The sequence below is a fragment of the Streptomyces sp. NPDC051286 genome (assembly GCF_044455345.1).
GTDB lineage: Bacteria > Actinomycetota > Actinomycetes > Streptomycetales > Streptomycetaceae > Streptomyces.
Map to the genome: position 1 here is coordinate 1 of NZ_JBITER010000065.1, position 25725 is coordinate 25725.

Consider the following 25725-nt stretch of genomic DNA (forward strand, 5'->3'; position numbering starts at 1 on the left):
GGGGGGGGGGGGCGTGGGGGGGGGGGGGGGGGGGGGGCCCCCCCCCCCCGCCCCGCGCCCCCCCCCCCCCGCCCGCCCCCCCCCCCCCCCCCGGGGGGGGGGGGGGCCCCCCCCCCCCCCCCCGACGGATGGTGCCCGGCTACGCGTCGACCTCGTACTGCCCGTACTCCAGGAAGTACCGCATCTCCTCCGGCGTGCCGTCGATCGCCTTGCCGACCGCCGCGCGCATCGCCTCGCTGATGTCCGGGCGGGCGAGGATGCGGAAGAGGGCGACCTGGTCGTCCTCGGCCTGGGCGAGGCGGTAGCCGGTCTCCAGCCACTGCCGTATGTCCTGCGCGGTGCCGCTGTCGAGGAGCTGGTTGATTTCCTTGGTGACCCGCTTGCCCGAGGCCGGGTCGGCGAGGATGCGGAAGAGGGCGACATGGTCGTCCTCGGCCTGGGCGAGGGGATAGCCGGTCTCCAGCCACTGCCGTATGTCCTGCGCGGTGCCGCTGTCGAGGAGCTGGTTGATTTCCTTGGTGACCCGCTTGCCCGAGGCCGGGTCGGCGAGGATGCGGAAGAGGGCGACATGGTCGTCCTCGGCCTGGGCCAGGGGATAGCCGGTCTCCAGGAAGTACCGCATGGCTTCCGTGGTGCCGATGTCCAGGGCTTCGTTGGCCTCCCGGACGACCCTTCTGCCACTGTCCTCGTCCGCCAGGATGCGCAGGATCGCGATCCGGAGGTCGTCGTCGGACATCTCACCCACCGGTGTGCCGGAGCCGTCGGCCGCCGGTGCCGTGGACACGGCGGTGGACGGGGAGGAATCCCCGGCGGCGAAGGCCGGGCCGGTCAGCACAAGCGCCGGGGCCAGAGCGGTGGCCGCGACGGTCAGGGCGGCGCGGGTCAGTCTCATCGGTGTACCTGCCTCAAGGACGTAGTGATCTCGGCGGATCCGGCAACCGCACGAAGCGCGCCGGTGCGCAGATCATGGCTCCGGCCCCGGCCGCAGGTCACTGCCCGGTTCCGGCAGTCGTCACGACTCCTCGCTGCCGACTGCGCACAGCCGGTGGCCGCCGGGACCGTGCCGTGCGGCAGTCGCACCGTGACGGCACCACGACGAGACCGGCAAGCGCCGGACACGCGAGAGGGGCTTCCCCGCGCGAACGCGGGGAAGCCCCTCGGGCGAAGTCAGGAGGTGTCAGCCGCCGAACTCCTCCAGGCCCTTGAGCGCCTGGTCCAGAAGCGCCTGCCGGCCCTCCAGCTCCTTGGCGAGCTTGTCGGCCCGGGCGTTGTTGCCCGCGGCGCGCGCCGTGTCGATCTGCGTACGCAGCTTGTCGACGGCCGCCTGCAGCTGACCGGTCAGACCCGCGGCGCGTGCACGCGCCTCCGGGTTCGTCCGGCGCCACTCCGACTCCTCGGCCTCCTGGAGCGCCCGCTCCACCGCCTGCATCCGCCCCTCGACCTTCGGGCGGGCGTCGCGCGGCACGTGGCCGATGGCCTCCCAGCGCTCGTTGAGGGCACGGAACGCGGCCCTGGCCGCCTTCAGGTCCTTCACCGGCACCAGCTTCTCGGCCTCGACCGCGAGCTCCTCCTTCAGCTTGAGGTTCTCGCCCTGCTCCGCGTCCCGCTCGGCGAAGACCTCGCTGCGGGCCGCGAAGAAGACGTCCTGCGCACCGCGGAAGCGGTTCCACAGATCGTCCTCGGCCTCGCGCTGGGCGCGGCCCGCCGCCTTCCACTCCGTCATCAGGTCGCGGTAACGCGCGGCCGTCGTTCCCCAGTCCGTGGAACCGGAGAGCGCCTCGGCCTCGACGACCAGCTTCTCCTTGGCCTTGCGGGCCTCCTCGCGCTGGGCGTCCAGCGAGGCGAAGTGCGCCTTGCGACGCTTGGAGAACGCCGAGCGCGCATGCGAGAAGCGGTGCCACAGCTCGTCGTCCGACTTGCGGTCGAGCCGCGGCAGGCCCTTCCACGTGTCGACGAGTGCCCGCAGCCGCTCGCCCGCGGAGCGCCACTGCTCGCTCTGGGCCAGCTCCTCGGCCTCAGCGACCAGCGCCTCCTTGGCGTGCTTCGCCTCGTCGGTCTGCTTCGCCTTCTGGGCCTTGCGCTCCTCGCGACGGGAGTCGACTGTCGCGACCAGCGCGTCGAGCCGCTTCCGGAGCGCGTCGAGGTCGCCGACGGCGTGATGCTCGTCGACCTGCTGACGCAGATGCTCGATGGCGGTCGTCGCGTCCTTCGCCGACAGGTCGGTGGTCTTCACCCGCCGTTCGAGGAGGCCGATCTCGACCACGATGCCCTCGTACTTGCGCTCGAAGTAAGCCAGAGCCTCCTCGGGAGAGCCGGCCTGCCACGATCCGACGACCTGCTCGCCATCGGCTGTACGCACGTACACGGTGCCTGTCTCGTCGACACGGCCCCACGGGTCGCTGCTCACAGCGCCTCCTCCACCTGATGCCTGTGAGAGGGTTCGTCCCCCCGGCATCGTCCACAGTTTCCTGGGGCGGGCCGCGCCCGCCCTGCACAACGCCAATCTAGGCGACCGGCCGCCCGGCTGTCCGCACTCCGCGCGGCCGAAATTCTTCAGCCCGCACACCGAGGGCCGGGCCGGCGCCGCCGGTCAGGCCCTCGGTGTCCGGTCAGACCTTGTCGACGGCCGCCTTGGAGATGGTGACGGCCTTCTTCGGAGCACCGTCGGCAGCACCGCCGGTGACACCCGCGGTCCCGACCTCCTGCACGGCCTTCAGCGAGGCGGCGTCCATCGTGCCGAACGGCGTGTAGGTCGGCGGCAGCTTGCTGTCCTTGTACACCAGGAAGAACTGGCTGCCGCCGGTGTGCGGCTGTCCGGTGTTGGCCATCGCCACCGTGCCCGCGGGGTACGTCACCGTGCCGTCCTTGCCCGCCTTGCCCAGCGCGGTCAGGTTCTCGTCAGGGATCGTGTAGCCGGGGCCGCCCGTGCCGTCGCCCTTCGGGTCACCGCACTGCAGGACGAAGATGCCCTGTGTGGTCAGCCGGTGACACTTCGTGCCGTCGAAGAAGCCCTTGTCTGCGAGGGACTTGAACGAGTTCGTCGTGTGCGGCGTCTTCGCCGCGTCCATCGTGAACGCGATGTCGCCCTGGTTCGTCTTGAGCGAGAACGTGTACTTCGCCTTCTTGTCGATCTTCATCGCAGGCTCGGGCACACTGCTCTCGCTCGCCGAGGGCGACGGGCTCGCGCTCGCCGCCGCGTCGCTCTTCTTGTCCTTGTCGTCGTTGCCGACGGAGACGTACGCGGCAACCCCGACGACCGCCACCACGGCCAGCGCCGATGTGATGACGACGGTGAGCCGCCTTGTCCTCCGGCGGGCCTCCTCCCGGCGCTGCTGCTGCCGCTCGAACTTCTCCCTGGCGAGCTGCCGCCGCCGCTGATCGCTGCTGACCACCGGGTGATCTCCTTGTACGTCGTCTGATCGGGCCTGGGTTGCCCGTACCGTATATGGGTTAGCTGTGGAATGAGGAGCGCCGGTAGGCTCTGAACTGCCGCGACCCCCTCGGTCGCGGTCACCGCAGCCCTCCGTCGGACGACCATTAAGGACGATCGTGCTCATTGCCGGGTTCCCCGCCGGGGCCTGGGGGACCAATTGCTACCTGGTCGCCCCTGCCGCAGGCGAGGAGTGCGTGATCATCGACCCGGGCCACCAGGCCACGCAAGGAGTCGAGGAGACGCTGAAGAAGCATCGGCTGAAGCCCGTCGCCGTCGTGCTCACCCATGGCCACATCGACCATGTCGCCTCCGTCGTCCCGGTGTGCGGCGCGCATGACGTCCCTGCCTGGATCCATCCCCAGGACCGGTACATGATGAGCGACCCGGAGAAGGCCCTCGGCCGTTCCATCGGAATGCCGCTCATGGGCGAGCTGACGGTGGGGGAGCCGGACGACGTCAAGGAGCTGAGCGACGGCGCCCTCCTGAAGCTGGCCGGTCTGGAGTTCGGTGTCGCGCATGCGCCCGGCCATACCAAGGGGTCGGTGACGTTCAGGATGCCCGAGGCCGCGGATGTTCCGCAGGTGCTCTTCTCGGGCGACCTGCTCTTCGCCGGCTCCGTCGGACGCACCGACCTGCCCGGCGGCGACCACGCCGAGCTGCTCGAGTCGCTGGCCCGTGTGTGCCTGCCGCTCGACGACTCGACCGTGGTGCTGTCCGGCCACGGTCCCCAGACGACCATCGGCCGCGAGCGCGCAACGAACCCGTATCTGCACGGCATGGACGCGCCCCGACGAGGAATGTGACGAGAGACAGACTGTGAGCACGTTCAAAGCCCCCAAGGGCACGTACGACCTGACCCCGCCCGACTCCGCGAAGTACCTCGCGGTGCGCGAGGCGATCTCCGCACCCCTGAAGAACTCCGGCTACGGCTACATCGAGACGCCGGGCTTCGAGGACGTCGCGCTCTTCTCGCGCGGTGTCGGTGAGTCCACCGACATCGTGTCCAAGGAGATGTACACCCTCACCACCAAGGGCGGCTCCGAGCTCGCGCTGCGCCCCGAGGGCACCGCGTCCGTGCTGCGCGCCGCACTGGAGGCCAACCTCCACAAGCTCGGCAACCTGCCGGTCAAGCTCTGGTACTCCGGCTCGTACTACCGCTACGAGCGCCCGCAGAAGGGCCGCTACAGGCACTTTTCGCAGGTCGGCGCCGAGGCGATCGGGGCGGAGGACCCGGCACTGGACGCCGAACTGATCATCCTGGCCGACCAGGCCTACCGCTCCCTGGGCCTGCGGAACTTCCGGATCCTGCTGAACTCGCTGGGCGACAAGGAGTGCCGCCCCGTCTACCGGGACGCCCTTCAGGGCTTCCTGCGCGAGCTCGACCTGGACGACGACACCCGCCGCCGTATCGAGCTCAACCCGCTGCGGGTCCTCGACGACAAGCGCCCCGAGGTGCAGAAGCAACTGGTCGGTGCCCCGGTGCTGCGCGACTACCTGTGCGACGCGTGCAAGGCGTATCACGAGGAGGTCCGCGACCTGCTGACCGCCGCCGGTGTCGCGTACGAGGACGACGAGAAGCTCGTCCGCGGCCTCGACTACTACACCCGCACCACCTTCGAGTTCGTCCACGACGGACTCGGCTCGCAGTCCGCGGTGGGCGGCGGCGGCCGCTACGACGGCCTGTCCGAGATGATCGGCGGCCCGGCGCTCCCGTCGGTCGGCTGGGCGCTCGGTGTGGACCGTACGGTGCTCGCGCTGGAGGCGGAGGGCATCGAGCTCGAACTGCCCGCGTCCACCAGCGTCTTCGCGGTGCCGCTCGGCGAGGAGGCCCGCAGGGTGCTGTTCGCCAAGGTGACGGAGCTTCGCAGGCTGGGCGTGGCCGCCGACTTCGCGTTCGGCAGCCGCGGTCTCAAGGGGGCGATGAAGAGCGCCAACCGGTCCGGTGCGCGCCTGACCGTCGTCGCCGGTGAGCGCGATCTCGCCGACGGCGTGGTTCAGCTCAAGGACATGGAGTCGGGCGAGCAGCAGCCGGTCGCGCTCGACGCGCTGGTCGCCGAGATCCAGCAGAAACTGGCCTGATCCACCGTTTCCTCTTCCTCTGTGCCCGCCCGCAAGGTCCGCCGGGCGGGCGGGCACAGCGTGGTGATCAAGCCGAGTGCTGCGTCCGGGCGGCGCCGCCGATCGCCGGAGAACGCCTTGGTCGGGTGTCCGCTTGATCCGGGTGTCCGCATACTGCTCCAGACCCACCATCGCGAAGACGTCCGTGGCGTCCCACGGCCGCGGGCAGGAGCGGGCGAAATGCGCCACGGTCTCCCCAGTCGTCAACTCGGCGAGTGCCGATTCATCCTGGCGGACGACCCCGACCCGGACACGCCGGCGACGGTCGGCGGACGCGAGCACCGAGACCGTTCCGCGTCGCGGCTGCGATGCCCCTGGAGGCTCTCCACCGCGGTGCTCTTCCCGGCCCCGTTCGGCCGCGGATGCCGAGCACCTCGCCCGGGCGGATTCCCAGGTCGAGCCCGTCCGGCGCGGTCGCTTCGCCGTAGCGCTCGCGCAGACCGTGTACGGCCACAGTGAATCCGGTCATGGCGTGGAGCGTCTCGCGGAGCCGTGAGTTCCGTGCCGCCGTTCGTACATCTTTATGTCCACCGAACGGTTGACCCGAGCGGTGGTGCGGCACAATGACCATGCTCAGTAGGCCACTCACTGATGGAACGGCGATATGACGACTGCAGCGGTTGACCATCCCTCATCCGACCAGGACGAGGACGGCGGGAAGACGACCTTCGGCGGCAGTCGTGCGTTCGCACTGCTGCTGGTGATCGCAGGCGCTGCCGGGCTTCTCGCCGCCTGGGTCATCACGATCGACAAGTTCAAGCTGCTCGAAGACCCCTCCTTCACCCCGGGCTGCAGCCTCAACCCCGTGGTCTCGTGCGGCAACATCATGAAGAGCGATCAGGCGTCCGCCTTCGGGTTCCCGAATCCGATGCTCGGACTCGCCACGTACTCGGTGGTCATCGGAATCGGCATGGCGCTGCTCGCCGGGGCCCGGTTCCGCAGCTGGTACTGGCTCGGACTCAACGCGGGCACCCTGTTCGGAGTCGGCTTCTGCACCTGGCTGCAGTACCAGTCGCTCTACAACATCAACTCGCTCTGCCTGTGGTGCTGCCTGGCGTGGGTCGCCACGATCTTCCTGTTCTGCTACGTCACCACGCACAACATCAAGCACCGGATCCTTCCCGCGCCGAACTGGCTGCGCAACGGACTGACGGAGTTCCACTGGGTTCCGCCGGTCGTCTGGGTCGGCATCATCGGCATGCTGATTCTGACCCGCTGGTGGGACTTCTGGACCAGCTGAACCGGCAGGCCCCGGGCGAGGACTGGCCAGGCGGCGCTGTCGGTGCCGTGACATAGGCTTCAAATCGTGGAGCCCGACCTCTTTACCGCAGCCGCCGAAGACCGCCAGGAGAAGGACCCGTCCAGCAGCCCACTCGCTGTCCGGATGCGTCCCCGTACGCTCGATGAGGTCGTCGGCCAGCAGCATCTGCTGAAGCCGGGCTCGCCGCTGCGCCGCCTCGTCGGCGAGGGGAGCGGCGGGCCGGCCGGCCCGTCGTCGGTGATCCTCTGGGGCCCGCCCGGCATCGGCAAGACGACCCTGGCGTACGTGGTCAGCAAGGCCACCAACAAGCGTTTCGTCGAGCTCTCCGCGATCACCGCGGGCGTCAAGGAAGTGCGGGCCGTCATCGAGGGCGCCCGCCGGGCCACTGGCGGCTATGGCAAGGAGACCGTTCTCTTCCTCGACGAGATCCACCGCTTCTCCAAGGCCCAGCAGGACTCCCTGCTGCCGGCCGTGGAGAACCGCTGGGTGACGCTCATCGCCGCGACGACCGAGAACCCGTACTTCTCGATCATTTCGCCGCTGCTGTCGCGTTCGCTGCTCCTCACCCTGGAATCGCTCACCGACGACGATCTGCGCGCTCTCATGCACCGCGCCCTGACCGACGAGCGCGGCCTCGGCGGCGCGGTCACCCTGCCCGAGGACGCGGAGGCGCATCTGCTGCGGATCGCCGGGGGAGACGCGCGGCGCGCGCTGACGGCGCTGGAGGCAGCGGCCGGCGCGGCGCTCGCCATGCAGGAGAAGGAGATCACTCTCCAGACCGTCGAGGCGACCGTCGACCGGGCAGCGGTGAAGTACGACCGGGACGGCGACCAGCACTACGACGTGGCGAGTGCCCTCATCAAGTCGATCCGTGGCTCCGACGTGGATGCCGCGCTGCACTATCTGGCCCGGATGATCGAGGCGGGGGAGGACCCCCGGTTCATCGCCCGGCGGCTGATGATCTCCGCCAGCGAGGACATCGGCCTCGCCGACCCGACAGCCCTGCCCACGGCGGTCGCTGCCGCCCAGGCCGTGGCCTTGATCGGTTTTCCGGAGGCGGCGCTCACCCTCAGCCATGCCACGATCGCGCTGGCGCTCGCCCCCAAGTCCAACGCGGCGACGCTCGCGATCTTCGCAGCCCAGGAGGATGTACGGAAGGGTCTGGCCGGTCCGGTCCCGGCCCATCTGCGCGACGGCCACTACAAGGGCGCCGCCGCGCTCGGGCACGCACAGGGCTACGTCTATCCGCATGATGTCCCCGGCGGGATCGCCGCCCAGCAGTACGCCCCCGATGCCGTCCGTGACAGGCACTACTACCGGCCCACGCGGTACGGCGCGGAGGCGCGGTACGCGGACGTGGTGGACCGGGTCCGCGAGCGGCTCGGCCGCGGCGGCTCCGACGGCGCGGCGGACGCCTGAGAGCCTGCACGCCGTGGCCGCCCGATCAGAGGTCGCCCGACAGGCTCTCAGGCGCACGCTCAGTGCGTCGCCGCCTCGAACAGCATGTGCATGGGCCCGCGCCTCACCCGTCTCCAGCCGCAGCAGCATCATCCGGCCCGGCCATCCCGGGTACGGGCGTGAGCCGGCCGGCGACCCGGCCGCGGCCGCGGATGCGCGGTGTGGCACCGGTACCGGCGCGACGTCCGTGATCTCCAGCACAGCGGTCAACCCGTCGTCCTGAGCATGTGCCCCGGCCCGTACGGCCGGGGAATCGGCAGGAAGTTCGAGGAGCGGATCCCCTTCGAGCCCACGCTCCGGTCCAGGGGGATCAGCTGGTCGAAGCCCGCAGTGCGCATCCCGGGGATGAGCAGTACCGCCGAACAGGTACTCTGTACGAGAGTTCGTGTGCGCTCGGCTGCTGACGGCATCCGAGTGATTTCAAGCCCGCTGGGACGCGGCTGACCACGATCTGATCGGTCCTCCGTCGTATCGACGCCCTCGGTTGCGTCGACGCTGTCTGTGCTGTCCGTGACGTGTGTGTGGTGTTCCCAGGGCGAGACATGCGATCTCCTTGAGTAAGGTGAGCCTAACCTAACCCGCAATGGAGGTCTGGAGAACGTGCCTAACCAGTCGCGTCCCAAGGTCAAGAAGTCCCGTGCGCTCGGCATTGCCCTGACGCCGAAGGCCGTCAAGTACTTCGAGTCCCGCCCCTACCCGCCGGGCGAGCACGGCCGTGGCCGCAAGCAGAACTCGGACTACAAGGTCCGTCTGCTCGAGAAGCAGCGTCTGCGTGCCCAGTACGACATCAGCGAGCGCCAGATGGCGCGCGCGTACGACCGCGCCAAGAAGGCCGAGGGCAAGACGGGCGAGGCGCTCGTCGTCGAGCTCGAGCGCCGTCTCGACGCGCTGGTCCTGCGTTCGGGCATCGCCCGCACGATCTACCAGGCCCGTCAGATGGTCGTGCACGGCCACATCGAGGTCGACGGCCGCAAGGTCGACAAGCCGTCGTTCCGCGTCCGTCCCGACAACATCGTGATGGTCCGCGAGCGCAGCCGCGACAAGCACCCCTTCCAGGTGGCCCGCGAGGGTGGTTACGCCCCCGACGGCGAGACCCCGCGCTACCTGCAGGTGAACCTGAAGGCCCTGGCCTTCCGCCTGGACCGGGACCCGAACCGCAAGGAGATCCCGGTGATCTGCGACGAGCAGCTCGTCGTCGAGTACTACGCCCGCTGATCCAGGCGTAGCCGCTCTCACCAGCGCTCAGGCCCGCCCCTCCCCGACGTCGGGGAGGCGGCGGGCTTCCGCGTTCCGCTGCCCGGCGCGGGCACGGGGCCCGGCCGCTGCCCCTCCGGGCCCGGCCGGTCCACGGGCCGGCCCGCCAGCGCCCTGGCCACCGCCGTATCCGGATCCATTCGGCCGCCCGCCCGCCGCGCCGACTCGTACGGCGCGTTGCCGAGCTCCTGCCGCGCCAGCTCCTCGCACTGGGCCCGGGGCCTCCCGTAGTACGCCGAGCCGAACAGCGGCAGCCCCACCGACGGCCAGATCCGCTCGGCGGCCCCCTGCAGCACCGCCGCCTCCGCCGCGTCCCCCTCGACCGCCGTGACCAGGGCCAGCAGCTCCATGGCGAGCACCGAACCCAGCAGGTCGTGGAAGGCGTGACCGATCGCCAGGGACTCCCTGAGCAGCCCCCGTGCGCGGTCCGTCCGGCCCCGTTGCAGTGCCGCATAGGCCAGCACGTAGAGCGCGTACGAGAGGGCCCACCGCTCACCGCAGTCCTCGCATACCTCCCTGACCTCCTCGCAGATCGCCGCAGCGGTCTCCACATCCCCGCGGAACCCGACCGCCATCGCCAGCTCGACCTGTGCCATCAGCACATTGCTGTTCAGCTCGCCGAGTTTCCGGTAGCGGTCCAGCGCGTCCCGCAGCAGCTCCTCCGCGCGGACCATGTCGTCCGTGACGAGGGCCAGACAGCCTGTGCGGTGCACCGCGTACGCCAGGGCCGTCGCGTCACCGGTCCGGTCCGCCTCCTCCTGGCACTCCTGCAGTGCGGAGATCGCACCCACCGGGTCGCCCTGCAGCACCGCCACGTACCCGAGCACCCACAGCGCCTTGAGCCGCGAGGCGTCGTGCGGCGTCTCCTCCTCCAGTACGTGGGTCAGCCAGTGCCGCCCCTCCGAGAGGCGCCCGCAGCCGACCCAGAGGAACCAGAGCGTGCCCGCCAGGTACTGCGCGAGATGGACCTCGTCCGGGCTCTCCAGCGAGCACTCCATCGCCCGGCGCAGATTGGGCAGTTCGCTCTCGGCCCGGGCCGCCACCTCGCCCTGACGCGGGCCGAACCAGTCGAGCTCGCACCAGGTGGCCAGCCCCAGGAACCAGTCCCGGTGGCGACGCCGCATCCGGTCCGTGTCACCGGTCGCGGCCAGCCACTCGGCGCCGTACTCGCGCACCGTGTTCAGCAACCGGTAGCGGGTACCCGCCGCCGAGTCCTCACGCAGGACCACGGACTGCGCCAGCAGCGCCGTGAGCACGTCGAGCACCGACTCGGCCGGCAGCTCGGGGCTGCTGCAGATGTATTCGACGGCTTCCAGATCGAACTGCCCGGCGAAGACGGACAGCCGCGCCCACAGCAGCCGTTGCTCCGGCGCGCACAGTTCATGGCTCCAGCCGATGGCTGTACGGAGCGTCTGGTGGCGCGCCGGCGCGCTGCGGCTGCCGCCGGTCAGCAGCCGGAAGCGGTCGTCGAGCCGTTGCAGCACCTGCTCCGCGGACAGGGCGCGCAGCCGTCCGGCGGCCAGTTCCAGCGCGAGCGGGATCCCGTCCAGCCGGCGGCACAGCTCGCGCGCCGGTCCGCGGGTGTTCTCGGTCAGCCGGAAACCCGGCTGTACCGCGGCCGCCCGGTCGGTGAACAGCTCCATCGCGTCCTTGTCGGCCATCGGCGTGAGCGGATAGCTGATCTCCCCGTCCAGCTCCAGTGGCAGCCGCCCAGTGGCCAGCACCCGCAACCCCGGCGCCCGGCGCAGCAACTCCTGCACGAGTCCGGCGCAGGTGTCGACGAGATGCTCGAAACCGTCGAACACCAGGAGGAGTTGGCGCTCGGCGAGATGTTCGAGGAGTGTCGTGCGGGGCGACCGGCTGGTGTGATCGGTGAGTCCCAGTGCATCGACCACTGCGTGTTCCAGCAGCTCCGGATCGTGGACGGTGGACAGCTCCACCAGCCAGACCCCGTCGCAGTACCGTTTCTCCAGGAGGGCGGCAACCCTGGTGGCACAGCGCGTCTTTCCCACGCCGCCGACTCCGACCACGGTGACCAGCCTCGACTCCCGCAGCAGCCTGCCGAGATCGGCCAGCTCCGCCTCGCGTCCCACGAATCTGTTCAGTTCCGCCGGGAGGTTGCCGCGCGCCGCCGTGCCCCGGCCCGGATCGTCGGGGGTGGGAGAGGGCCGCTGAGAGCGTCGCATGAAACACGCAGAGTACTGGCAAGGAAGCTCTCCGTACAATCTCCTTTGCGCAACTACGACCCTGCCCACCAGGAATGCGGTAGGGGGCGTGGCCCCCGGCGCGATAGGGTCGGGAGACGACGATTCGACAAGCCAGAGAGCGGTGCATTGTGTCCGGTGGAGAGGTGGCCGGGATCCTGGTGGCTGTCTTCTGGGCGATCCTGGTCTCGTTCCTCGCCGTCGTCCTGGTGAGGCTGGCCCAGACGCTCAAGGCGACCACCAAACTCGTGGCGGACGTGACCGAGCAGGCCGTTCCGCTGCTCGCCGACGCGTCCGCGACCGTGCGCTCCGCGCAGACGCAACTCGACAAGGTCGACGCGATCGCGACGGATGTCCAGGAGGTCACCTCCAACGCCTCGGCGCTCTCCACCACTGTCGCATCGACCTTCGGCGGGCCGCTGGTCAAGGTCGCCGCCTTCGGTTACGGAGTACGGCAGGCCATCGGCCGCCGGACCGCTCCGGAAGCCGAGCCGGCCCGCCGAGCACCCCGACGCACGGTGATCGTCGGCCGCACGGTGCCGCCCGCGCGAGCCAAGAAGCAGGGCGGTAGAAGTTCCCGCGGATCGAAGGACTGACGCAGCGATGTTCCGCCGTACGTTCTGGTTCACCGCCGGCGCAGCCGCCGGCGTCTGGGCCACCACCAAGGTCAACCGGAAGCTCAGGCAGCTGACCCCCGAGAGCCTCGCGGCGCGCGCCGCCGACCGGGCGATCGAGAGCGGTCACAAGCTCAGGGACTTCGCCCTCGACGTCCGCGACGGCATGGTCCGGCGCGAGGCCGAACTGGGCGAGGCACTGGGCCTTGAGGCGCCGGTCGACCCCGAACTCCCCCTGCAGCGTCACTTCGCGGTCGAGGCGGCCGAGCCCGCCCCGGTCGCCGACGCCACCGCGTACCGCAAGCTCCCCTACAACTCGTACAACCGGAATGAGGACCACTGATGGAGTCGGCTGAAATTCGTCGCCGCTGGCTGAGCTTCTTCGAGGAGCGCGGGCACACCGTCGTGCCTTCGGCGTCGCTCATCGCGGACGACCCGACTCTGCTGCTGGTCCCCGCGGGCATGGTTCCCTTCAAGCCGTACTTCCTCGGCGAGGTCAAGCCGCCTGCCCAGCGCGTCACCAGCGTGCAGAAGTGTGTGCGTACGCCGGACATCGAAGAGGTCGGCAAGACCACCCGGCACGGCACCTTCTTCCAGATGTGCGGCAACTTCTCCTTCGGCGACTACTTCAAGGAAGGCGCCATCAGCTACGCCTGGGAGGCTCTCACCAGCTCCGTGGCGGACGGCGGCTTCGGTCTCGACCCCGAGCGGCTGTGGATCACCGTCTACCTCGACGACGACGAGGCCGAGCAGATCTGGCGCGACAAGATCGGCGTCCCGGCCGAGCGCATCCAGCGCCTGGGCAAGAAGGACAACTTCTGGTCCATGGGCGTCCCCGGCCCGTGCGGCCCCTGCTCCGAGATCAACTACGACCGCGGCCCCGAGTTCGGCGTCGAGGGCGGCCCGGCCGTCAACGACGAGCGGTACGTGGAGATCTGGAACCTGGTCTTCATGCAGTACGAGCGGGGCGCGGGCGACGGCAAGGAGGACTTCCCGATCCTCGGCGACCTGCCGTCGAAGAACATCGACACCGGCCTCGGCCTCGAGCGCCTCGCGATGATCCTGCAGGACGTGCAGAACCTGTACGAGATCGACACCTCGATGGCTGTCATCGAGAAGGCCACCGAACTGACCGGGGTGCGCTACGGCGACAACCACACCTCGGACGTCTCCCTCCGGGTCGTCACCGACCACATGCGTACGTCCGTCATGCTCATCGGCGACGGCGTCACCCCCGGCAACGAGGGCCGCGGTTACGTGCTGCGCCGCATCATGCGCCGCGCCGTCCGCAACATGCGCCTCCTCGGCGCCTCCGGCCCGGTCGTCGCCGAGCTCGTCGACACGGTCATCGCGTCGATGGGCCAGCAGTACCCGGAGCTGATCACCGACCGCAAGCGCATCGAGACCGTCGCCCTCGCCGAAGAGGCCGCCTTCCTGAAGGCCCTCAAGGGCGGCACCAACATCCTCGACACCGCCGTCACCGAGACCAAGGCCGCCGGCGGCAAGGTCCTCGCCGGCGACAAGGCGTTCCTGCTCCACGACACCTGGGGCTTCCCGATCGACCTCACCCTGGAGATGGCCGCCGAGCAGGGCCTCGCCGTGGACGAGGACGGCTTCCGCCGCCTGATGAAGGAACAGCGGGACCGCGCCAAGGCCGACGCCAAGGCCAAGAAGACCGGCCACGCCGACCTGTCCGCCTACCGCGAGGTGGCCGACCACTCCGGCACCACCGAGTTCACCGGGTACACGTCCACCGAGGGCGAGTCGACCATCGTCGGCCTCCTGGTCGACGGTGTCTCCTCGCCCGCCGCCACGGAGGGCGACGACGTCGAGGTCGTCCTCGACCGCACCCCGTTCTACGCCGAGGGCGGTGGCCAGCTCGCCGACCAGGGCCGGATCCGGCTCGACACCGGCGCCGTCATCCAGGTGCGCGACGTCCAGCAGCCCGTCCCGGGCGTCTCCGTCCACAAGGGCACGGTCCAGGTCGGTGAGGTGACGGTCGGCGCGTCCGCCTACGCCGCCATCGACAACACCCGTCGCCGCGCCATCGCCCGCGCCCACAGCGCCACGCACCTCACGCACCAGGCGCTGCGCGACGCCCTGGGCCCGACGGCCGCCCAGGCCGGTTCGGAGAACTCGCCGGGCCGCTTCCGCTTCGACTTCGGTTCGCCCGCCGCCGTCCCCGGCACGGTGCTCACCGACGTCGAGCAGAAGATCAACGAGGTCCTCTCCCGGGAGCTCGACGTCCAGGCCGAGGTCATGTCCATCGACGAGGCCAAGAAGCAGGGTGCCATCGCCGAGTTCGGCGAGAAGTACGGCGAGCGGGTCCGCGTGGTCACCATCGGCGACTTCTCCAAGGAGCTGTGCGGCGGTACGCACGTCCACAACACCGCCCAGCTGGGTCTGGTGAAGCTGCTCGGCGAATCGTCCATCGGTTCCGGTGTGCGCCGCATCGAGGCCCTCGTGGGCGTCGACGCGTACAACTTCCTCGCCAAGGAGCACACGGTCGTCGCCCAGCTCCAGGAGCTGGTCAAGGGCCGCCCCGAGGAGCTTCCGGAGAAGGTCTCCGCCATGCTCGGCAAGTTGAAGGACGCCGAGAAGGAGATCGAGAAGTTCCGCGCGGAGAAGGTCCTGCAGGCCGCCGCCGGGCTCGCCGAGTCCGCCAAGGACGTCCGCGGTGTCGCCGTCGTCACCGGTCAGGTACCGGACGGCACTTCGGCCGACGATCTGCGCAAGCTGGTCCTCGACGTCCGTGGGCGCATCCAGGGCGGCCGCGCTGCCGTCGTGGCCCTGTTCACCACGGCCAATGGCCGCCCGCTGACCGTCATCGCCACCAATGAGGCTGCCCGCGAGCGCGGACTCAAGGCCGGTGAACTGGTCCGCACGGCCGCCAAGACCCTCGGCGGCGGAGGCGGCGGCAAGCCGGACGTCGCCCAGGGCGGCGGCCAGAACCCGGCCGCCATCGGCGAGGCCATCGCCGCGGTCGAACGCCTCGTCACCGAGACGGCGTGACGGCGGGAGTGACGCAGATGCGCCGCGGACGTCGTCTCGCGATCGACGTCGGGGATGCCCGGATCGGGGTCGCCTCGTGCGACCCCGACGGGATCCTCGCCACGCCGGTGGAGACCGTGCCGGGACGTGACGTCCCGGCCGCCCACCGGCGGCTGCGACAGATCGTCGAGGAGTACGAGCCGATCGAGATCATCATCGGCCTGCCGAGGTCTCTGGGCGGCGGCGAGGGGCCCGCGGCGGCCAAGGTCCGGCTCTTCGCCCAGGAGGTCGCTCGCTCGGTCGCACCCATTCCAGTGCGATTGGTGGACGAGAGGATGACCACAGTGACGGCGAGTCAGGGACTGCGCGCCTCGGGCGTGAAGTCCAAGAAGGGCCGGTCTGTCATCGATCAGGCTGCCGCTGTGGTGATCCTTCAGAACGCTCTGGAGTCTGAACGAACCTCAGGTAAAGCTCCGGGCGAGGGCGTCGAAGTGGTTGTCTGATCGCGATACGGTAACGTTCCGCGCGATGCGGCGGTGTTCGAACAAACACCGCACAGCAAAGAGGCGGAACGTCGTCTCGCGGCTCTAGGGGATCGATGACTGAGTATGGCCGGGGCCCCGGCTCCGAACCGTGGCATCCCGAGGATCCCTTGTACGGGGACCAGGGATGGGGAGGCCAGCAGGCTGCCCACGGCCAGAGCCAGTACGGCGGTCCGCAGGATCCCTACGCCCAGCAGCCGCCGCAGCAGGCGTACCCGCAGCACCAGCAGTACGGCGGTCCGCAGGACCCGTACGCGCACGACCCGTACGCGCAGCAGCCGCCGCAGCAGGGCCCGTACGGGCAGCAAGCTCCTCAGCCACAGCAGCACGACCCGTACGGGCAGCAAGCTCCTCAGCCACAGCAGCACGACCCGTACGGGCAGCAAGCCCCGCAGCCACAGCAGCACGACCCGTACGGGCAGCAAGCCCCTCAGCCGCAGTACAACGGCGGCTGGGACACCGGCCAGCAGGCCGCGATGCCGTACGGCCCCCCTCCGAACGATCCGTACGGGAACGGGACGAACGGCTACAGCGAATCGCACGACAACTACGGCACGCCCGATGCGTATCCGCCGCCGCAGCCCCCGGGCCGACGCGAGGCCGCGCCCGAACAGGCCCCGCCGCAGAACCCCGACTGGGATCCGGACGTGCCCCAGGAGGAGACGCACCCCTTCTTCACGGGCACCGACGACGACCGTGACGGCCGGGACCCCCGTGACGACGATGACGAGTACGACGACGATCCGCCCGACGGTCGCAGGGGCGGCCGAGGCGGCGGCGAACGCCGCGGCAAGGGCAAGAAGAAGAACCGCAGCGGCTGCGCCTGCCTCGTCGTCGCCGTGGTCCTCGCCGGAGGTGTCGGCGGGGCGGGCTACGTCGGCTACACGTACTGGCAGAACAAATTCGGCGCGGCACCCGACTACTCGGGCCAGGGCTCCGGCAGCGTCGACGTGGAGATCCCGGAGGGCGCCCTCGGCAACGAGATCGGCAGCATCCTGAAGGCGAAGGGCGTCGTCAAGAGCGTCGACGCGTTCATCGCCGCGCAGGCCGAGAACCCCAAGGGGAAGTCGATCCAGGCGGGGGCCTATCTCCTGCACAAGGAGATGTCCGCGGCCGAGGCCGTGAAGCTGATGCTCGACCCGAAGAGCCAGAACGCGCTGACAGTCCCGGAGGGTAAGCGCAACGCCGACGTCTACACGCTGATCGACCAGAAGCTCGGTCTCAAGGCAGGCACCACCGGCGATGTCGCCAAGAAGCAAGCGGGCAGCCTCGGGCTCCCGCAATGGGCCAAGAACCACCCGGAACTCAAGGACCCACTGGAGGGCTTCCTCTACCCCGCGACGTATCCGGCTGCCAAGGGGATGAAGCCGGAGGCCGTCCTCAAGCAGATGGTCACCCGGGCCAACGAGGAATACGACAAGGTCGACCTCGAGTCGAGCGCCGAGAAGCTGGGCCTCAAGGACCCCTGGCAGCTGATGACGGTCGCCAGCCTCGTTCAGGCCGAGGGCAAGTACAAGCATGACTTCGACAAGGTCGCGCGGGTCGTCTACAACCGTCTTAAGCCGGGCAACGTCGAGACGAATGGTCTGCTGGACTTCGACTCGACCGTGAACTATGCGAAGAGCCAGAGCACCCTGGACATCGGTACGGTGAAGGATCTGCGCCAGTGGAAGGAGCCGTACAACACGTATTACATCCACGGCCTCCCACCTGGGCCGATCAACAACCCCGGTAGTGCCGCTCTGCACTCCGCCATGAACCCGACGCCCGGACCATGGTTCTATTTCGTGTCGGTTACGGCGGACAAAACCCTGTTCTCCGTGACCAATGCCGAGCACAACAAGAACGTGGCCAAATACGAGGAAGAACGGAAGAAGTCGGGCCAGTGACCCACGCGCACAGGGCAGCCGTCCTCGGCTCGCCGATCGCCCACTCGCTCTCCCCGATCCTGCACCGGGCCGCGTACGCCGAGCTCGGTCTCACCGACTGGACCTACGACCGGTTCGAGATCGACGAGCAGGCGCTGCCCGGCTTCATCGCGGGCCTGGACTCTTCCTGGGCCGGACTCTCGCTGACCATGCCGCTGAAGCGCGTGATCATTCCGCTGCTGGACTCCGTCAGCGAAACCGCCTCCTCGGTCGAGGCCGTGAACACAGTGGTCTTCACGAGGGACGGCCGTCGCGTCGGCGACAACACCGACATCCCCGGCATGATCGCCGCTCTGCGCGAACGCGGCGTGGACACCGTGGAGTCCGCCGCGGTCCTCGGTGCCGGGGCCACCGCATCCTCCGCGCTTGCCGCGCTCGCGGTGATCTGCACAGGGCCGGTCACGGCCTACGTGCGCAGCCAGGAGCGCGGGGACGAGATGCGCGGCTGGGGCGAACGGCTCGGTGTCGACGTGAGGATCTCCGACTGGGCGGAAGCGAAGCAGGCACTGCAGGCCCCCCTGGTGATCGCGACCACGCCGGCCGGGGCGACGGACGCGCTGGCCGGGGCGGTACCGGATGCACCCGGCACGCTCTTCGATGTGCTGTACGAGCCCTGGCCCACCGCACTCGCTGCCGCCTGGGCAGCTCGCAACGGTGCAGTCATCGGAGGTCTCGACCTTCTGGTGCACCAGGCTGTCCTCCAGGTCGAGGAGATGACGGGCCGCTCGCCCGCCCCGCTCGCAGCCATGCGGAAGGCCGGCGAAGAGGCGCTCGCCGCCCGCTGACCACACCGATCGCGCGCCGCGATCCGTCCGTCTGCTGGACCGGCGGCCGGTCCGGGGGCCCGGGCGTGGGAGGATCGAAGGCGGCGGGCCAGGGCCGCGCACCCGGTCGCGCCGTTGCAGTTCCAGGCGCGAGCATGAGGAGCACCGTTGAGCAGGTTGCGCTGGCTGACCGCGGGGGAGTCGCACGGCCCCGCACTCGTGGCGACGCTGGAGGGTCTTCCCGCCGGCGTCCCGATCACCACGGAGATGGTGGCGGACGCACTCGCCCGGCGGCGGCTCGGCTATGGCCGCGGCGCACGGATGAAGTTCGAGAAGGACGAGGTCACCTTCCTGGGTGGCGTACGCCACGGTCTGACCATGGGGTCCCCGGTCGCCGTGATGGTGGGCAACACCGAATGGCCCAAGTGGGAGCAGGTCATGTCGGCCGACCCGGTCGACCCCGACGAGCTCGCCACCCTGGCCCGTAACGCCCCGCTGACCCGCCCCCGGCCCGGCCACGCCGACCTCGCGGGCATGCAGAAGTACGGCTTCGACGAAGCCCGGCCGATCCTGGAGCGCGCCAGCGCCCGGGAGACCGCGGCCCGGGTGGCGCTCGGCGCCGTCGCGCGGTCGTACCTCAAGGAGACCGCGGGCATCGAGATCGTCAGCCACGTCGTCGAGCTGGCCGCGGCCAAGGCGCCGTACGGCGTCTACCCCACGCCTGCCGACGTCGACAAGCTCGACGCCGACCCGGTGCGCTGCCTCGACGCCGCCGCGAGCAAGGAAATGGTCGCCGAGATCGACCAGGCCCACAAGGACGGCGACACCCTGGGCGGTGTCGTCGAGGTGCTCGCGTACGGAGTGCCGGTCGGCCTCGGCTCGCACGTGCACTGGGACCGCCGCCTCGACGCGCGCCTCGCCGCAGCCTTGATGGGCATTCAGGCGATCAAGGGTGTCGAGGTCGGCGACGGCTTCGACCTGGCCCGGGTTCCCGGCTCGAAGGCGCACGACGAGATCCTGGTCACCGAGGACGGCATCAAGCGCGCCTCCGGCCGCTCCGGCGGTACCGAGGGCGGTCTGACCACCGGCGAGCTGCTGCGGGTCCGCGCCGCGATGAAGCCCATCGCGACCGTGCCCCGCGCGCTCGCCACCGTCGACGTCGTCACCGGTGAGCCGGCCAAGGCGCACCACCAGCGCTCCGATGTCTGCGCGGTGCCGGCCGCCGGCATCGTCGCCGAGGCGATGGTCGCGCTGGTTCTGGCCGACGCCGTGGCGGAGAAGTTCGGCGGGGACAGCGTCCCCGAGACCCACCGCAACGTGCAGTCGTACCTCGACCACCTCCAGATCCGATGAGCGGCCCGCTGATCGTCCTCGTCGGCCCGATGGGCGTCGGCAAGTCCACGGTCGGTGAGCTGCTCGCCGACCGGCTCGGCACCACCTACCGGGACACCGACGCGGATGTCGTGGCCACGGCGGGCAAGCCGATCTCGGAGATCTTCTACGACGAGGGCGAGGAGCACTTCCGCGAGCTGGAACGGCAGGCGGTACGCACCGCCGTCGCCGAGCACACCGGCGTCCTCGCGCTCGGCGGCGGCGCCGTGCTCGACGGGACGACCCGCGCGCTGCTCGCCGGCCACGCCGTCGTCTATCTCTCGATGGACGTGGAGGAGGCCGTCAAGCGGGTCGGGCTGAACACCGCGCGCCCGCTGCTCGCCGTCAACCCGCGCCGGCAGTGGCGCGAGCTGATGGATGCCCGCCGCCACCTCTACGACGAGGTGGCCCGGGCGACCGTCGCCACCGACGAGCGCACACCCGAAGAGGTCGCCCAGGCGGTCCTCGACGCACTGGAACTGCCGGAGCGCGCGGGCGACCCCGCGGCGCCCGGCCGGGAGAACACACGCATGACGGACCAGGGACCCACACGCATCCAGATCGCCGGCAGTGCGGGCACCGACCCGTACGAGGTGCTGGTCGGCCGGCAGCTGCTCGGTGAGCTGCCCTCGCTGATCGGCGACCGCGCCCGGCGGGTCGCGGTCCTGCACCCCGAGGCGCTCGCCGAGACCGGTGATGCGGTCCGTCAGGACCTCGCCGACCAGGGGTACGAGGCCATCGCCATCCAGCTGCCGAACGCCGAGGAGGCCAAGACCGTCGAGGTCGCGGCGTACTGCTGGAAGGCGCTCGGTCAGACCGGATTCACCCGCACCGACGTCATCGTCGGCGTCGGCGGCGGCGCCACCACCGACGTGGCCGGGTTCGTCGCGGCGACGTGGCTGCGCGGGGTGCGCTGGATCGCCGTGCCGACGACCGTGCTCGCCATGGTCGACGCGGCCGTCGGCGGCAAGACGGGCATCAACACCGCCGAGGGCAAGAACCTCGTCGGCGCCTTCCACCCGCCGGCCGGGGTGCTCTGCGACCTTGCCGCCCTCGACTCGCTGCCGGTGCACGACTACGTCAGCGGCATGGCCGAGATCATCAAGGCCGGTTTCATCGCCGACCCCGCGATCCTCGACCTGATCGAGTCGGACCCGGAAGGCGCCCGGACGCCCGCCGGTCCGCACACCGCCGAGCTGATCGAGCGGTCCATCCGGGTCAAGGCCGAGGTCGTCTCCAGTGACCTCAAGGAGTCCGGGCTGCGCGAGATCCTCAACTACGGGCACACGCTCGCCCACGCCATCGAGAAGAACGAGCGCTACAAGTGGCGCCACGGGGCGGCCGTCTCCGTCGGCATGGTCTTCGCCGCCGAGCTGGGCCGGCTGGCCGGACGCCTCGACGACGCCACCGCCGACCGGCACCGCACCGTCCTGGAGTCCGTCGGACTGCCGCTCACCTACCGCGGCGACCAGTGGCCCAGGCTGCTGGAGAACATGAAGATCGACAAGAAGTCCCGCGGCGACCTGCTGCGCTTCATCGTCCTCGACGGCCTGGGCAAGCCCACCGTCCTGGAGGGACCCGACCCGGCGGTGCTGCTCGCCGCGTACGGGGAGGTGTCGGCGTGACCCGCCGGGTCTTCGTGCTCAACGGACCGAACCTCGGCCGGCTCGGCTCCCGTGAGCCCGATGTGTACGGCGTGACGTCGTACGCCGGACTCGTCGAGACCTGCCGGACGCTCGGCAAGGAACTCGGCTTCGACGTCGACGTCCGGGAGACCAACGACGAGGGCGAGTTGATCCGCTGGCTGCACGAGGCCGCGGACGGGTCGATTCCAGTCGTTCTCAACCCGGGAGCCTTCACCCATTACTCGTACGGCATGCGGGACGCGGCCGCTCAGCGCACCGCCCCGCTCATCGAGGTGCACATCTCGAACCCGTACGCACGGGAGGAATTCCGCCACACCTCGGTCGTCGCGCCGGTCGCCACGGGGACCGTCGCCGGATTCGGTATCGGCTCCTACCGGCTCGCCCTGCGCGCCCTCGCCGACGAACTGGCGGACTGAGACGGGGCCCCGCCAGCCGGATCACCGGCCGGGGGGGCACTCCGTACCGTCCCCGGCCGTTGCCTCTGCGGCGGCCGGGGACGGTACGGTTGCCGTTCCACCAGCGCCAGTTGCCTGTACGAGACGGAGTGGCACCGGATGCAGCACGCAGTGGGGGCCCCGCTGCCGCCGCCCCAAGGATCCGGAAACGGACCTGTCGGCTGGACGCACCAGGCCCAGCACCCCGGCCACCCCGGTCCGCCGGGGACGCCGCCCCCGCCCCCTCCCGCGCCCCGGGGCCCCGGCTGGACGGGCCCGGCCCCGCAGCATGCCCCGGCGCCCGTCTCCCGGGAGACCACCGGGCACATCCAGCTGCCGCCCGGCGGCCCCGTGCCGCTGCCCGCACCACCCGCCGATCCCGGCACGGGCACGGCGACGCTCGCCGTCCTGCTGATCGGCCCCGCGGGCGCGGGCAAGACGACCGTGGCCAAACTGTGGGCCAGCCGCCGCCGCGTTCCCACCGCCCACGTCAGCCTCGACGACGTCCGCGAATGGGTCCGCTCCGGCTTCGCCGACCCGCAGACCGGGTGGAACGACCACTCGGAGGCCCAGTACCGCCTGGCCCGCCGCACCTGCGGCTTCGCCGCCCGTAACTTCCTGGCCAACGGCATCTCCTGCATCCTCGACGACGCGGTCTTCCCCGACCGCCCCGTCGTGGGCCTGGGCGGCTGGAAACGCCATGTGGGCCCGGGGCTTCTGCCCGTGGTGCTCCTGCCCGGCCTGGAGATCGTGCTGGAGCGCAACGCCGCCCGCAGTGGCAACCGCCGCCTGTCGGACGAGGAGGTTGCCCGGATCCACGGCCGGATGGCGGGCTGGTACGGCTCGGGTCTGCCGATCATCGACAACTCGACGTACGACGTGGAGACCACGGCCCGGGTCCTCGACGACGTACTCGCCCGCTCGATCGCCAGCCCGCCGGCCTGGTGACGGCCGGCCGGACGCCCCCCGGTCGGATGCGCTGACCGGGCGGCCCGGCGCCCCCGCTCGTAGGCTCGTGGCATGTCAGAGGTGTACGCCGTCCGCCGCGGGCTGCTCCGCGACCGGTGTGCCGCCGTCGGATCCGCGGCCGCGCTGGTCTCCCGCCCCGCCAACGTCCGCTATCTCGCGGGCGGAGCGCCCCCGGGTGCCGTCCTGCTGCTCGGCCCCGACGAGGACGTTTTGCTGTGCCCCCGCGCGCCGACCGGCGAGCCCGGCCACGAGCACTCCGACGACCAGCTGCGGCTGGCCCTGTTGCCGCCCTCCGGCGACGACCCGGCGGTCGCCGCAGCCGACCTGGCCACCACCTCCGGCGCGGAATCGCTCGCCGTCGAGGAACACGATCTGACAGTCTCCCGTCACCGGGCCATGGGCTCGGTGGCCCCGCGGCTCCGGCTGACCGATCTCGGCGCCACGGTCGAGCAGCTGCGCCTCGTCAAGGACGAGGAGGAGATCGCCTGCCTGCGGATCGCCGCCGAGATCACCGACCAGGCGCTCGGCGAACTTCTCGAATCGATTCTGGTCGGCCGCACTGAACGGCACCTCGCCCTGGAACTGGAACGGCGGCTGGTGGACCACGGCGCCGACGGTCCCGCCTTCGCCACCTCGGTCGCCACCGGACCCAACTCGGGTCAGGGCCGCCACCGGCCCTCGGACCGGCGCGTGGAGGAGGGAGATTTCCTCTCCGTCTGTCTCGGCGCGAACTATCGCGGCTACCGGTGCGAGATCGGCCGTACGTTTGTCATCGGGACGGCGCCGGCCGCCTGGCAGATCGATCTGTACGACCTGGTTTTCGCCGCTCAGCGGGCCGGACGTGAGGCTCTCGTGCCGGGCACGGCGTACCGTGATGTGGACCGTGCGGCCCGGCAGCTCCTGGACTCCGCAGGCCACGGAGAGGGTCTCGCACCCTGGACCGGGCACGGTGTGGGACTCGAAATCGACGAGGACCCGCAGCTGACACCGGCAGCCATGGGTAAACTGGACGCTTGTGTGCCGGTCACCGTCGAACCGGGGGTCCACCTCCCGGGCCGGGGCGGGGTCCGGATCGATGACACGCTCGTCGTGCGCCCCGAGGCGGACGGCGGACCCGAGCTACTCACCATTACGACCAAGGAGCTGCTCGCGCTCTAGCGCGCATCCTTGGCCGTCCACCAGCTTCAGTCCAGGAGATTCCGCAACCGTGGCTTCCACGAACGACCTCAAGAACGGCATGGTGCTCAAGCTCGACGGGGGCCAGCTCTGGTCCGTCGTCGAGTTCCAGCACGTCAAGCCCGGCAAGGGCCCGGCTTTCGTGCGCACCAAGCTCAAGAACGTGCTCTCCGGCAAGGTCGTCGACAAGACGTTCAACGCCGGCGTGAAGGTCGAGACGGCCACCATTGACCGCCGCGACATGCAGTTCTCGTACATGGACGGCGATTACTTCGTCTTCATGGACATGGACACGTACGACCAGCTCATGGTCGACCGCAAGGCTGTCGGCAACGCCGCCAACTTCCTCATCGAGGGCTTCACCGCCTCCGTGGCCCAGCACGAGGGCGAGGTGCTCTACGTCGAGCTGCCGGCCGCCGTCGAGCTGACCATCCAGCACACCGACCCGGGCGTCCAGGGCGACCGCTCCACCGGTGGCACCAAGCCCGCCACGCTGGAGACCGGTTACGAGATCGGCGTCCCGCTCTTCATCACCACCGGTGAGAAGATCAAGGTCGACACCCGCACGGGCGACTACCTCGGCCGGGTGAACAGCTAACCGTGGCTGCCCGGAACACGGCCCGCAAGCGCGCCTTCCAGATCCTCTTCGAGGCCGACCAGCGCGGTGAGTCCGTGCAGACGGTCCTCGCGGACTGGGTTCGGCTCTCGCGGTCCGACCCCCGTCAGCCGCCGGTCACCGAGTACACGATGGAACTCGTCGAGGGGTACGCGCAGTACGCGGACCGGATCGACGACCTCATCATCACCTATGCCGTGGACTGGGAGATCGACCGGATGCCGGTCGTCGACCGGAACATCCTGCGGCTCGGTGCGTACGAGCTGATCTGGGTGGACGGGACGCCGGACGCGGTGGTCATCGACGAGGCGGTCCAGCTTGCCAAGGAGTTCTCCACGGATGACTCCCCGTCCTTTGTGAACGGGCTGCTCGCCCGGTTCAAGGACCTCAAGCCGAACCTCCGCCGCGAGGCGTAGGCTGCGGCGGCGTTCAGCCCACGAAGGGCCCACGGTCGGCTGACCGTGGGCCCTTCGGCATGCGGGGCCCCGGTCCGGGGCGGGGGTTTTGTCCTCGAGCGCCGGGCGGGCTGGGTGTGTGGGGTTGCCGTGTGCGGTGGGGTTCGGGTCCACGGGGTGGGCGGTTTTGTCCTCAAGCGCCGGGCGGGCTTGATTGGTGCCCCGGTCCGGGGCGGGGGTTTTGTCCTCGAGCGCCGGGCGGGCTGGGTGTGCGGGGTTGCCGTGTGCGGTGGGTTCGGGTCCACGGGGTGGGCGGTTTTGTCCTCAATCGCCGGACGGGCTTGATGTGTGCGTCTGGCCCCTGGTGGCACCGTTCGCCTGTCCGGTGGGGGGTGGTCCGGGGCCCCTCCGGGGTGTCTCCTCGGGCGACGAACGTTCGGCGGGTACGCGAGGGGTGCCCGGGTCTTTGTTCGTCGCCCTGCGGGGACTCCCCTGCACGGCCCCGGACCGGCCGTCGCGCGTCCGCGGCCCGGTGCGCCTCTCTTGTCACG

General features: G+C 70.3%; 22 protein-coding genes and 2 pseudogenes. 18 read left to right on the plus strand and 6 right to left on the minus strand.

Annotation, left to right across the window (positions count from 1 at the left end; genetic code table 11):
• Positions 1-139: 139 nt before the first annotated feature.
• The 3 genes from ACIBB8_RS34110 to ACIBB8_RS34120 all read right to left on the minus strand — a co-directional run bounded on the left by ACIBB8_RS34110 (position 140) and on the right by ACIBB8_RS34120 (position 3392).
• The gene (locus ACIBB8_RS34110; RefSeq protein ID WP_398958796.1) at positions 140-892 is read right to left on the minus strand and encodes an ALF repeat-containing protein; all 753 of its coding nucleotides are present in this window, start codon (positions 890-892) and stop codon (positions 140-142) included.
• 285 nt (positions 893-1177) lie between these two features.
• Positions 1178-2407, minus strand: a complete 1230-nt coding sequence (locus tag ACIBB8_RS34115) for a DUF349 domain-containing protein (RefSeq protein WP_398958797.1) — start codon at positions 2405-2407, stop codon at positions 1178-1180.
• 202 nt (positions 2408-2609) lie between these two features.
• Positions 2610-3392 carry a peptidylprolyl isomerase gene (locus ACIBB8_RS34120; protein ID WP_398958799.1) on the minus strand — a complete coding sequence of 261 codons (783 nt, stop codon included), beginning with the start codon at positions 3390-3392 and terminating at the stop codon, positions 2610-2612.
• A 157-nt stretch (positions 3393-3549) separates the two neighbouring features.
• Here ACIBB8_RS34120 and ACIBB8_RS34125 point away from each other — a divergent pair, with 157 nt between their 5' ends.
• The gene (locus ACIBB8_RS34125) at positions 3550-4236 is read left to right on the plus strand and encodes an MBL fold metallo-hydrolase (RefSeq protein WP_266987922.1); all 687 of its coding nucleotides are present in this window, start codon (positions 3550-3552) and stop codon (positions 4234-4236) included.
• A gap of 13 nt (positions 4237-4249) precedes the next feature.
• Entirely contained in the window at positions 4250-5512 is a 1263-nt protein-coding gene (hisS, locus tag ACIBB8_RS34130) for a histidine--tRNA ligase (RefSeq protein WP_398958802.1), read from the plus strand.
• 65 nt (positions 5513-5577) lie between these two features.
• On the opposite strand, the pseudogene ACIBB8_RS34135 reads toward hisS, so the two are convergent.
• Positions 5578-6020, minus strand: a pseudogene (locus ACIBB8_RS34135) (ATP-binding cassette domain-containing protein); the annotation flags it as partial.
• 135 nt (positions 6021-6155) lie between these two features.
• On the opposite strand from ACIBB8_RS34135, the gene ACIBB8_RS34140 reads away from it, so the two are divergent.
• Positions 6156-6791 (plus strand): vitamin K epoxide reductase family protein, encoded by a 636-nt coding sequence (locus ACIBB8_RS34140; RefSeq protein WP_358860758.1) that lies wholly within the window; start codon positions 6156-6158, stop codon positions 6789-6791.
• A gap of 66 nt (positions 6792-6857) precedes the next feature.
• Positions 6858-8231 carry a replication-associated recombination protein A gene (locus ACIBB8_RS34145; protein ID WP_398958804.1) on the plus strand — a complete coding sequence of 458 codons (1374 nt, stop codon included), beginning with the start codon at positions 6858-6860 and terminating at the stop codon, positions 8229-8231.
• Positions 8232-8330: 99 nt separating this feature from the next.
• Here the strand turns inward: ACIBB8_RS34145 and ACIBB8_RS34150 are convergent.
• Positions 8331-8581, minus strand: a pseudogene (locus ACIBB8_RS34150) (DUF2470 domain-containing protein); the annotation flags it as partial.
• A gap of 289 nt (positions 8582-8870) precedes the next feature.
• On the opposite strand from ACIBB8_RS34150, the gene rpsD reads away from it, so the two are divergent.
• The gene (rpsD, locus tag ACIBB8_RS34155; RefSeq protein WP_358860756.1) at positions 8871-9485 is read left to right on the plus strand and encodes a 30S ribosomal protein S4; all 615 of its coding nucleotides are present in this window, start codon (positions 8871-8873) and stop codon (positions 9483-9485) included.
• 17 nt (positions 9486-9502) lie between these two features.
• Here the strand turns inward: rpsD and ACIBB8_RS34160 are convergent, their stop codons facing one another.
• Positions 9503-11710: an ATP-binding protein gene (locus ACIBB8_RS34160; RefSeq protein ID WP_398958806.1), complete on the minus strand. Its 2208-nt coding sequence runs from the start codon at positions 11708-11710 to the stop codon at positions 9503-9505.
• 164 nt (positions 11711-11874) lie between these two features.
• Between ACIBB8_RS34160 and ACIBB8_RS34165 the strand changes: the two genes are divergently transcribed.
• The 13 genes from ACIBB8_RS34165 to nusB all read left to right on the plus strand — a co-directional run bounded on the left by ACIBB8_RS34165 (position 11875) and on the right by nusB (position 25195).
• Complete coding sequence (locus tag ACIBB8_RS34165) at positions 11875-12324, plus strand: DUF948 domain-containing protein (protein WP_398958808.1); 450 nt, start codon at positions 11875-11877, stop codon at positions 12322-12324.
• Positions 12325-12331: 7 nt separating this feature from the next.
• Positions 12332-12685 carry a DUF6167 family protein gene (locus ACIBB8_RS34170; RefSeq protein ID WP_398958810.1) on the plus strand — a complete coding sequence of 118 codons (354 nt, stop codon included), beginning with the start codon at positions 12332-12334 and terminating at the stop codon, positions 12683-12685.
• Positions 12685-15354, plus strand: a complete 2670-nt coding sequence (gene alaS, locus ACIBB8_RS34175) for an alanine--tRNA ligase (protein ID WP_398958812.1) — start codon at positions 12685-12687, stop codon at positions 15352-15354. The genes ACIBB8_RS34170 and alaS overlap by 1 nt, the downstream gene beginning before the upstream one ends.
• The gene (gene ruvX, locus ACIBB8_RS34180) at positions 15351-15836 is read left to right on the plus strand and encodes a Holliday junction resolvase RuvX (protein ID WP_398958814.1); all 486 of its coding nucleotides are present in this window, start codon (positions 15351-15353) and stop codon (positions 15834-15836) included. Before alaS ends, ruvX begins: the two co-directional genes overlap by 4 nt.
• 95 nt (positions 15837-15931) lie before the next feature.
• Complete coding sequence (gene mltG / locus ACIBB8_RS34185; protein WP_398958816.1) at positions 15932-17764, plus strand: endolytic transglycosylase MltG; 1833 nt, start codon at positions 15932-15934, stop codon at positions 17762-17764.
• A complete protein-coding gene (locus ACIBB8_RS34190; protein WP_398958818.1) occupies positions 17761-18588 on the plus strand; it encodes a shikimate dehydrogenase in 828 nt (275 codons plus the stop codon). The genes mltG and ACIBB8_RS34190 overlap by 4 nt, the downstream gene beginning before the upstream one ends.
• Before the next feature lie 147 nt (positions 18589-18735).
• Entirely contained in the window at positions 18736-19920 is a 1185-nt protein-coding gene (gene aroC, locus ACIBB8_RS34195) for a chorismate synthase (RefSeq protein WP_398958820.1), read from the plus strand.
• Positions 19917-21563, plus strand: coding sequence for a 3-dehydroquinate synthase (gene aroB / locus ACIBB8_RS34200; protein ID WP_398958822.1), 1647 nt, complete (start codon positions 19917-19919; stop codon positions 21561-21563). Before aroC ends, aroB begins: the two co-directional genes overlap by 4 nt.
• A complete protein-coding gene (gene aroQ / locus ACIBB8_RS34205) occupies positions 21560-22000 on the plus strand; it encodes a type II 3-dehydroquinate dehydratase (RefSeq protein WP_398958824.1) in 441 nt (146 codons plus the stop codon). The genes aroB and aroQ overlap by 4 nt, the downstream gene beginning before the upstream one ends.
• Positions 22001-22138: 138 nt before the next feature.
• The gene (locus tag ACIBB8_RS34210; protein WP_398958826.1) at positions 22139-22966 is read left to right on the plus strand and encodes a Pro-rich N-terminal domain-containing protein; all 828 of its coding nucleotides are present in this window, start codon (positions 22139-22141) and stop codon (positions 22964-22966) included.
• A gap of 72 nt (positions 22967-23038) precedes the next feature.
• Complete coding sequence (locus ACIBB8_RS34215) at positions 23039-24145, plus strand: aminopeptidase P family protein (protein ID WP_398958828.1); 1107 nt, start codon at positions 23039-23041, stop codon at positions 24143-24145.
• Positions 24146-24194: 49 nt separating this feature from the next.
• On the plus strand, positions 24195-24761 hold the full coding sequence (gene efp, locus ACIBB8_RS34220; protein WP_398958830.1) for an elongation factor P: 567 nt from the start codon (positions 24195-24197) through the stop codon (positions 24759-24761).
• Between the two features lie 2 nt (positions 24762-24763).
• The gene (gene nusB / locus ACIBB8_RS34225; RefSeq protein ID WP_358860744.1) at positions 24764-25195 is read left to right on the plus strand and encodes a transcription antitermination factor NusB; all 432 of its coding nucleotides are present in this window, start codon (positions 24764-24766) and stop codon (positions 25193-25195) included.
• Positions 25196-25725: the final 530 nt, after the last annotated feature.

What these genes read in the sequence shown, in the direction of transcription:
- ACIBB8_RS34110 (WP_398958796.1), bottom strand. Translation starts at nt 892, where the DNA reads ATGAGACTGACCCGCGCCGCCCTGACCGTCGCGGCCACCGCTCTGGCC.
- ACIBB8_RS34140 (WP_358860758.1), top strand. Translation starts at nt 6,156, where the DNA reads ATGACGACTGCAGCGGTTGACCATCCCTCATCCGACCAGGACGAGGAC.
- ACIBB8_RS34160 (WP_398958806.1), bottom strand. Translation starts at nt 11,710, where the DNA reads ATGCGACGCTCTCAGCGGCCCTCTCCCACCCCCGACGATCCGGGCCGG.
- ACIBB8_RS34170 (WP_398958810.1), top strand. Translation starts at nt 12,332, where the DNA reads ATGTTCCGCCGTACGTTCTGGTTCACCGCCGGCGCAGCCGCCGGCGTC.
- alaS (WP_398958812.1), top strand. Translation starts at nt 12,685, where the DNA reads ATGGAGTCGGCTGAAATTCGTCGCCGCTGGCTGAGCTTCTTCGAGGAG.
- mltG (WP_398958816.1), top strand. Translation starts at nt 15,932, where the DNA reads ATGACTGAGTATGGCCGGGGCCCCGGCTCCGAACCGTGGCATCCCGAG.
- aroB (WP_398958822.1), top strand. Translation starts at nt 19,917, where the DNA reads ATGAGCGGCCCGCTGATCGTCCTCGTCGGCCCGATGGGCGTCGGCAAG.
- ACIBB8_RS34210 (WP_398958826.1), top strand. Translation starts at nt 22,139, where the DNA reads ATGCAGCACGCAGTGGGGGCCCCGCTGCCGCCGCCCCAAGGATCCGGA.
- ACIBB8_RS34215 (WP_398958828.1), top strand. Translation starts at nt 23,039, where the DNA reads ATGTCAGAGGTGTACGCCGTCCGCCGCGGGCTGCTCCGCGACCGGTGT.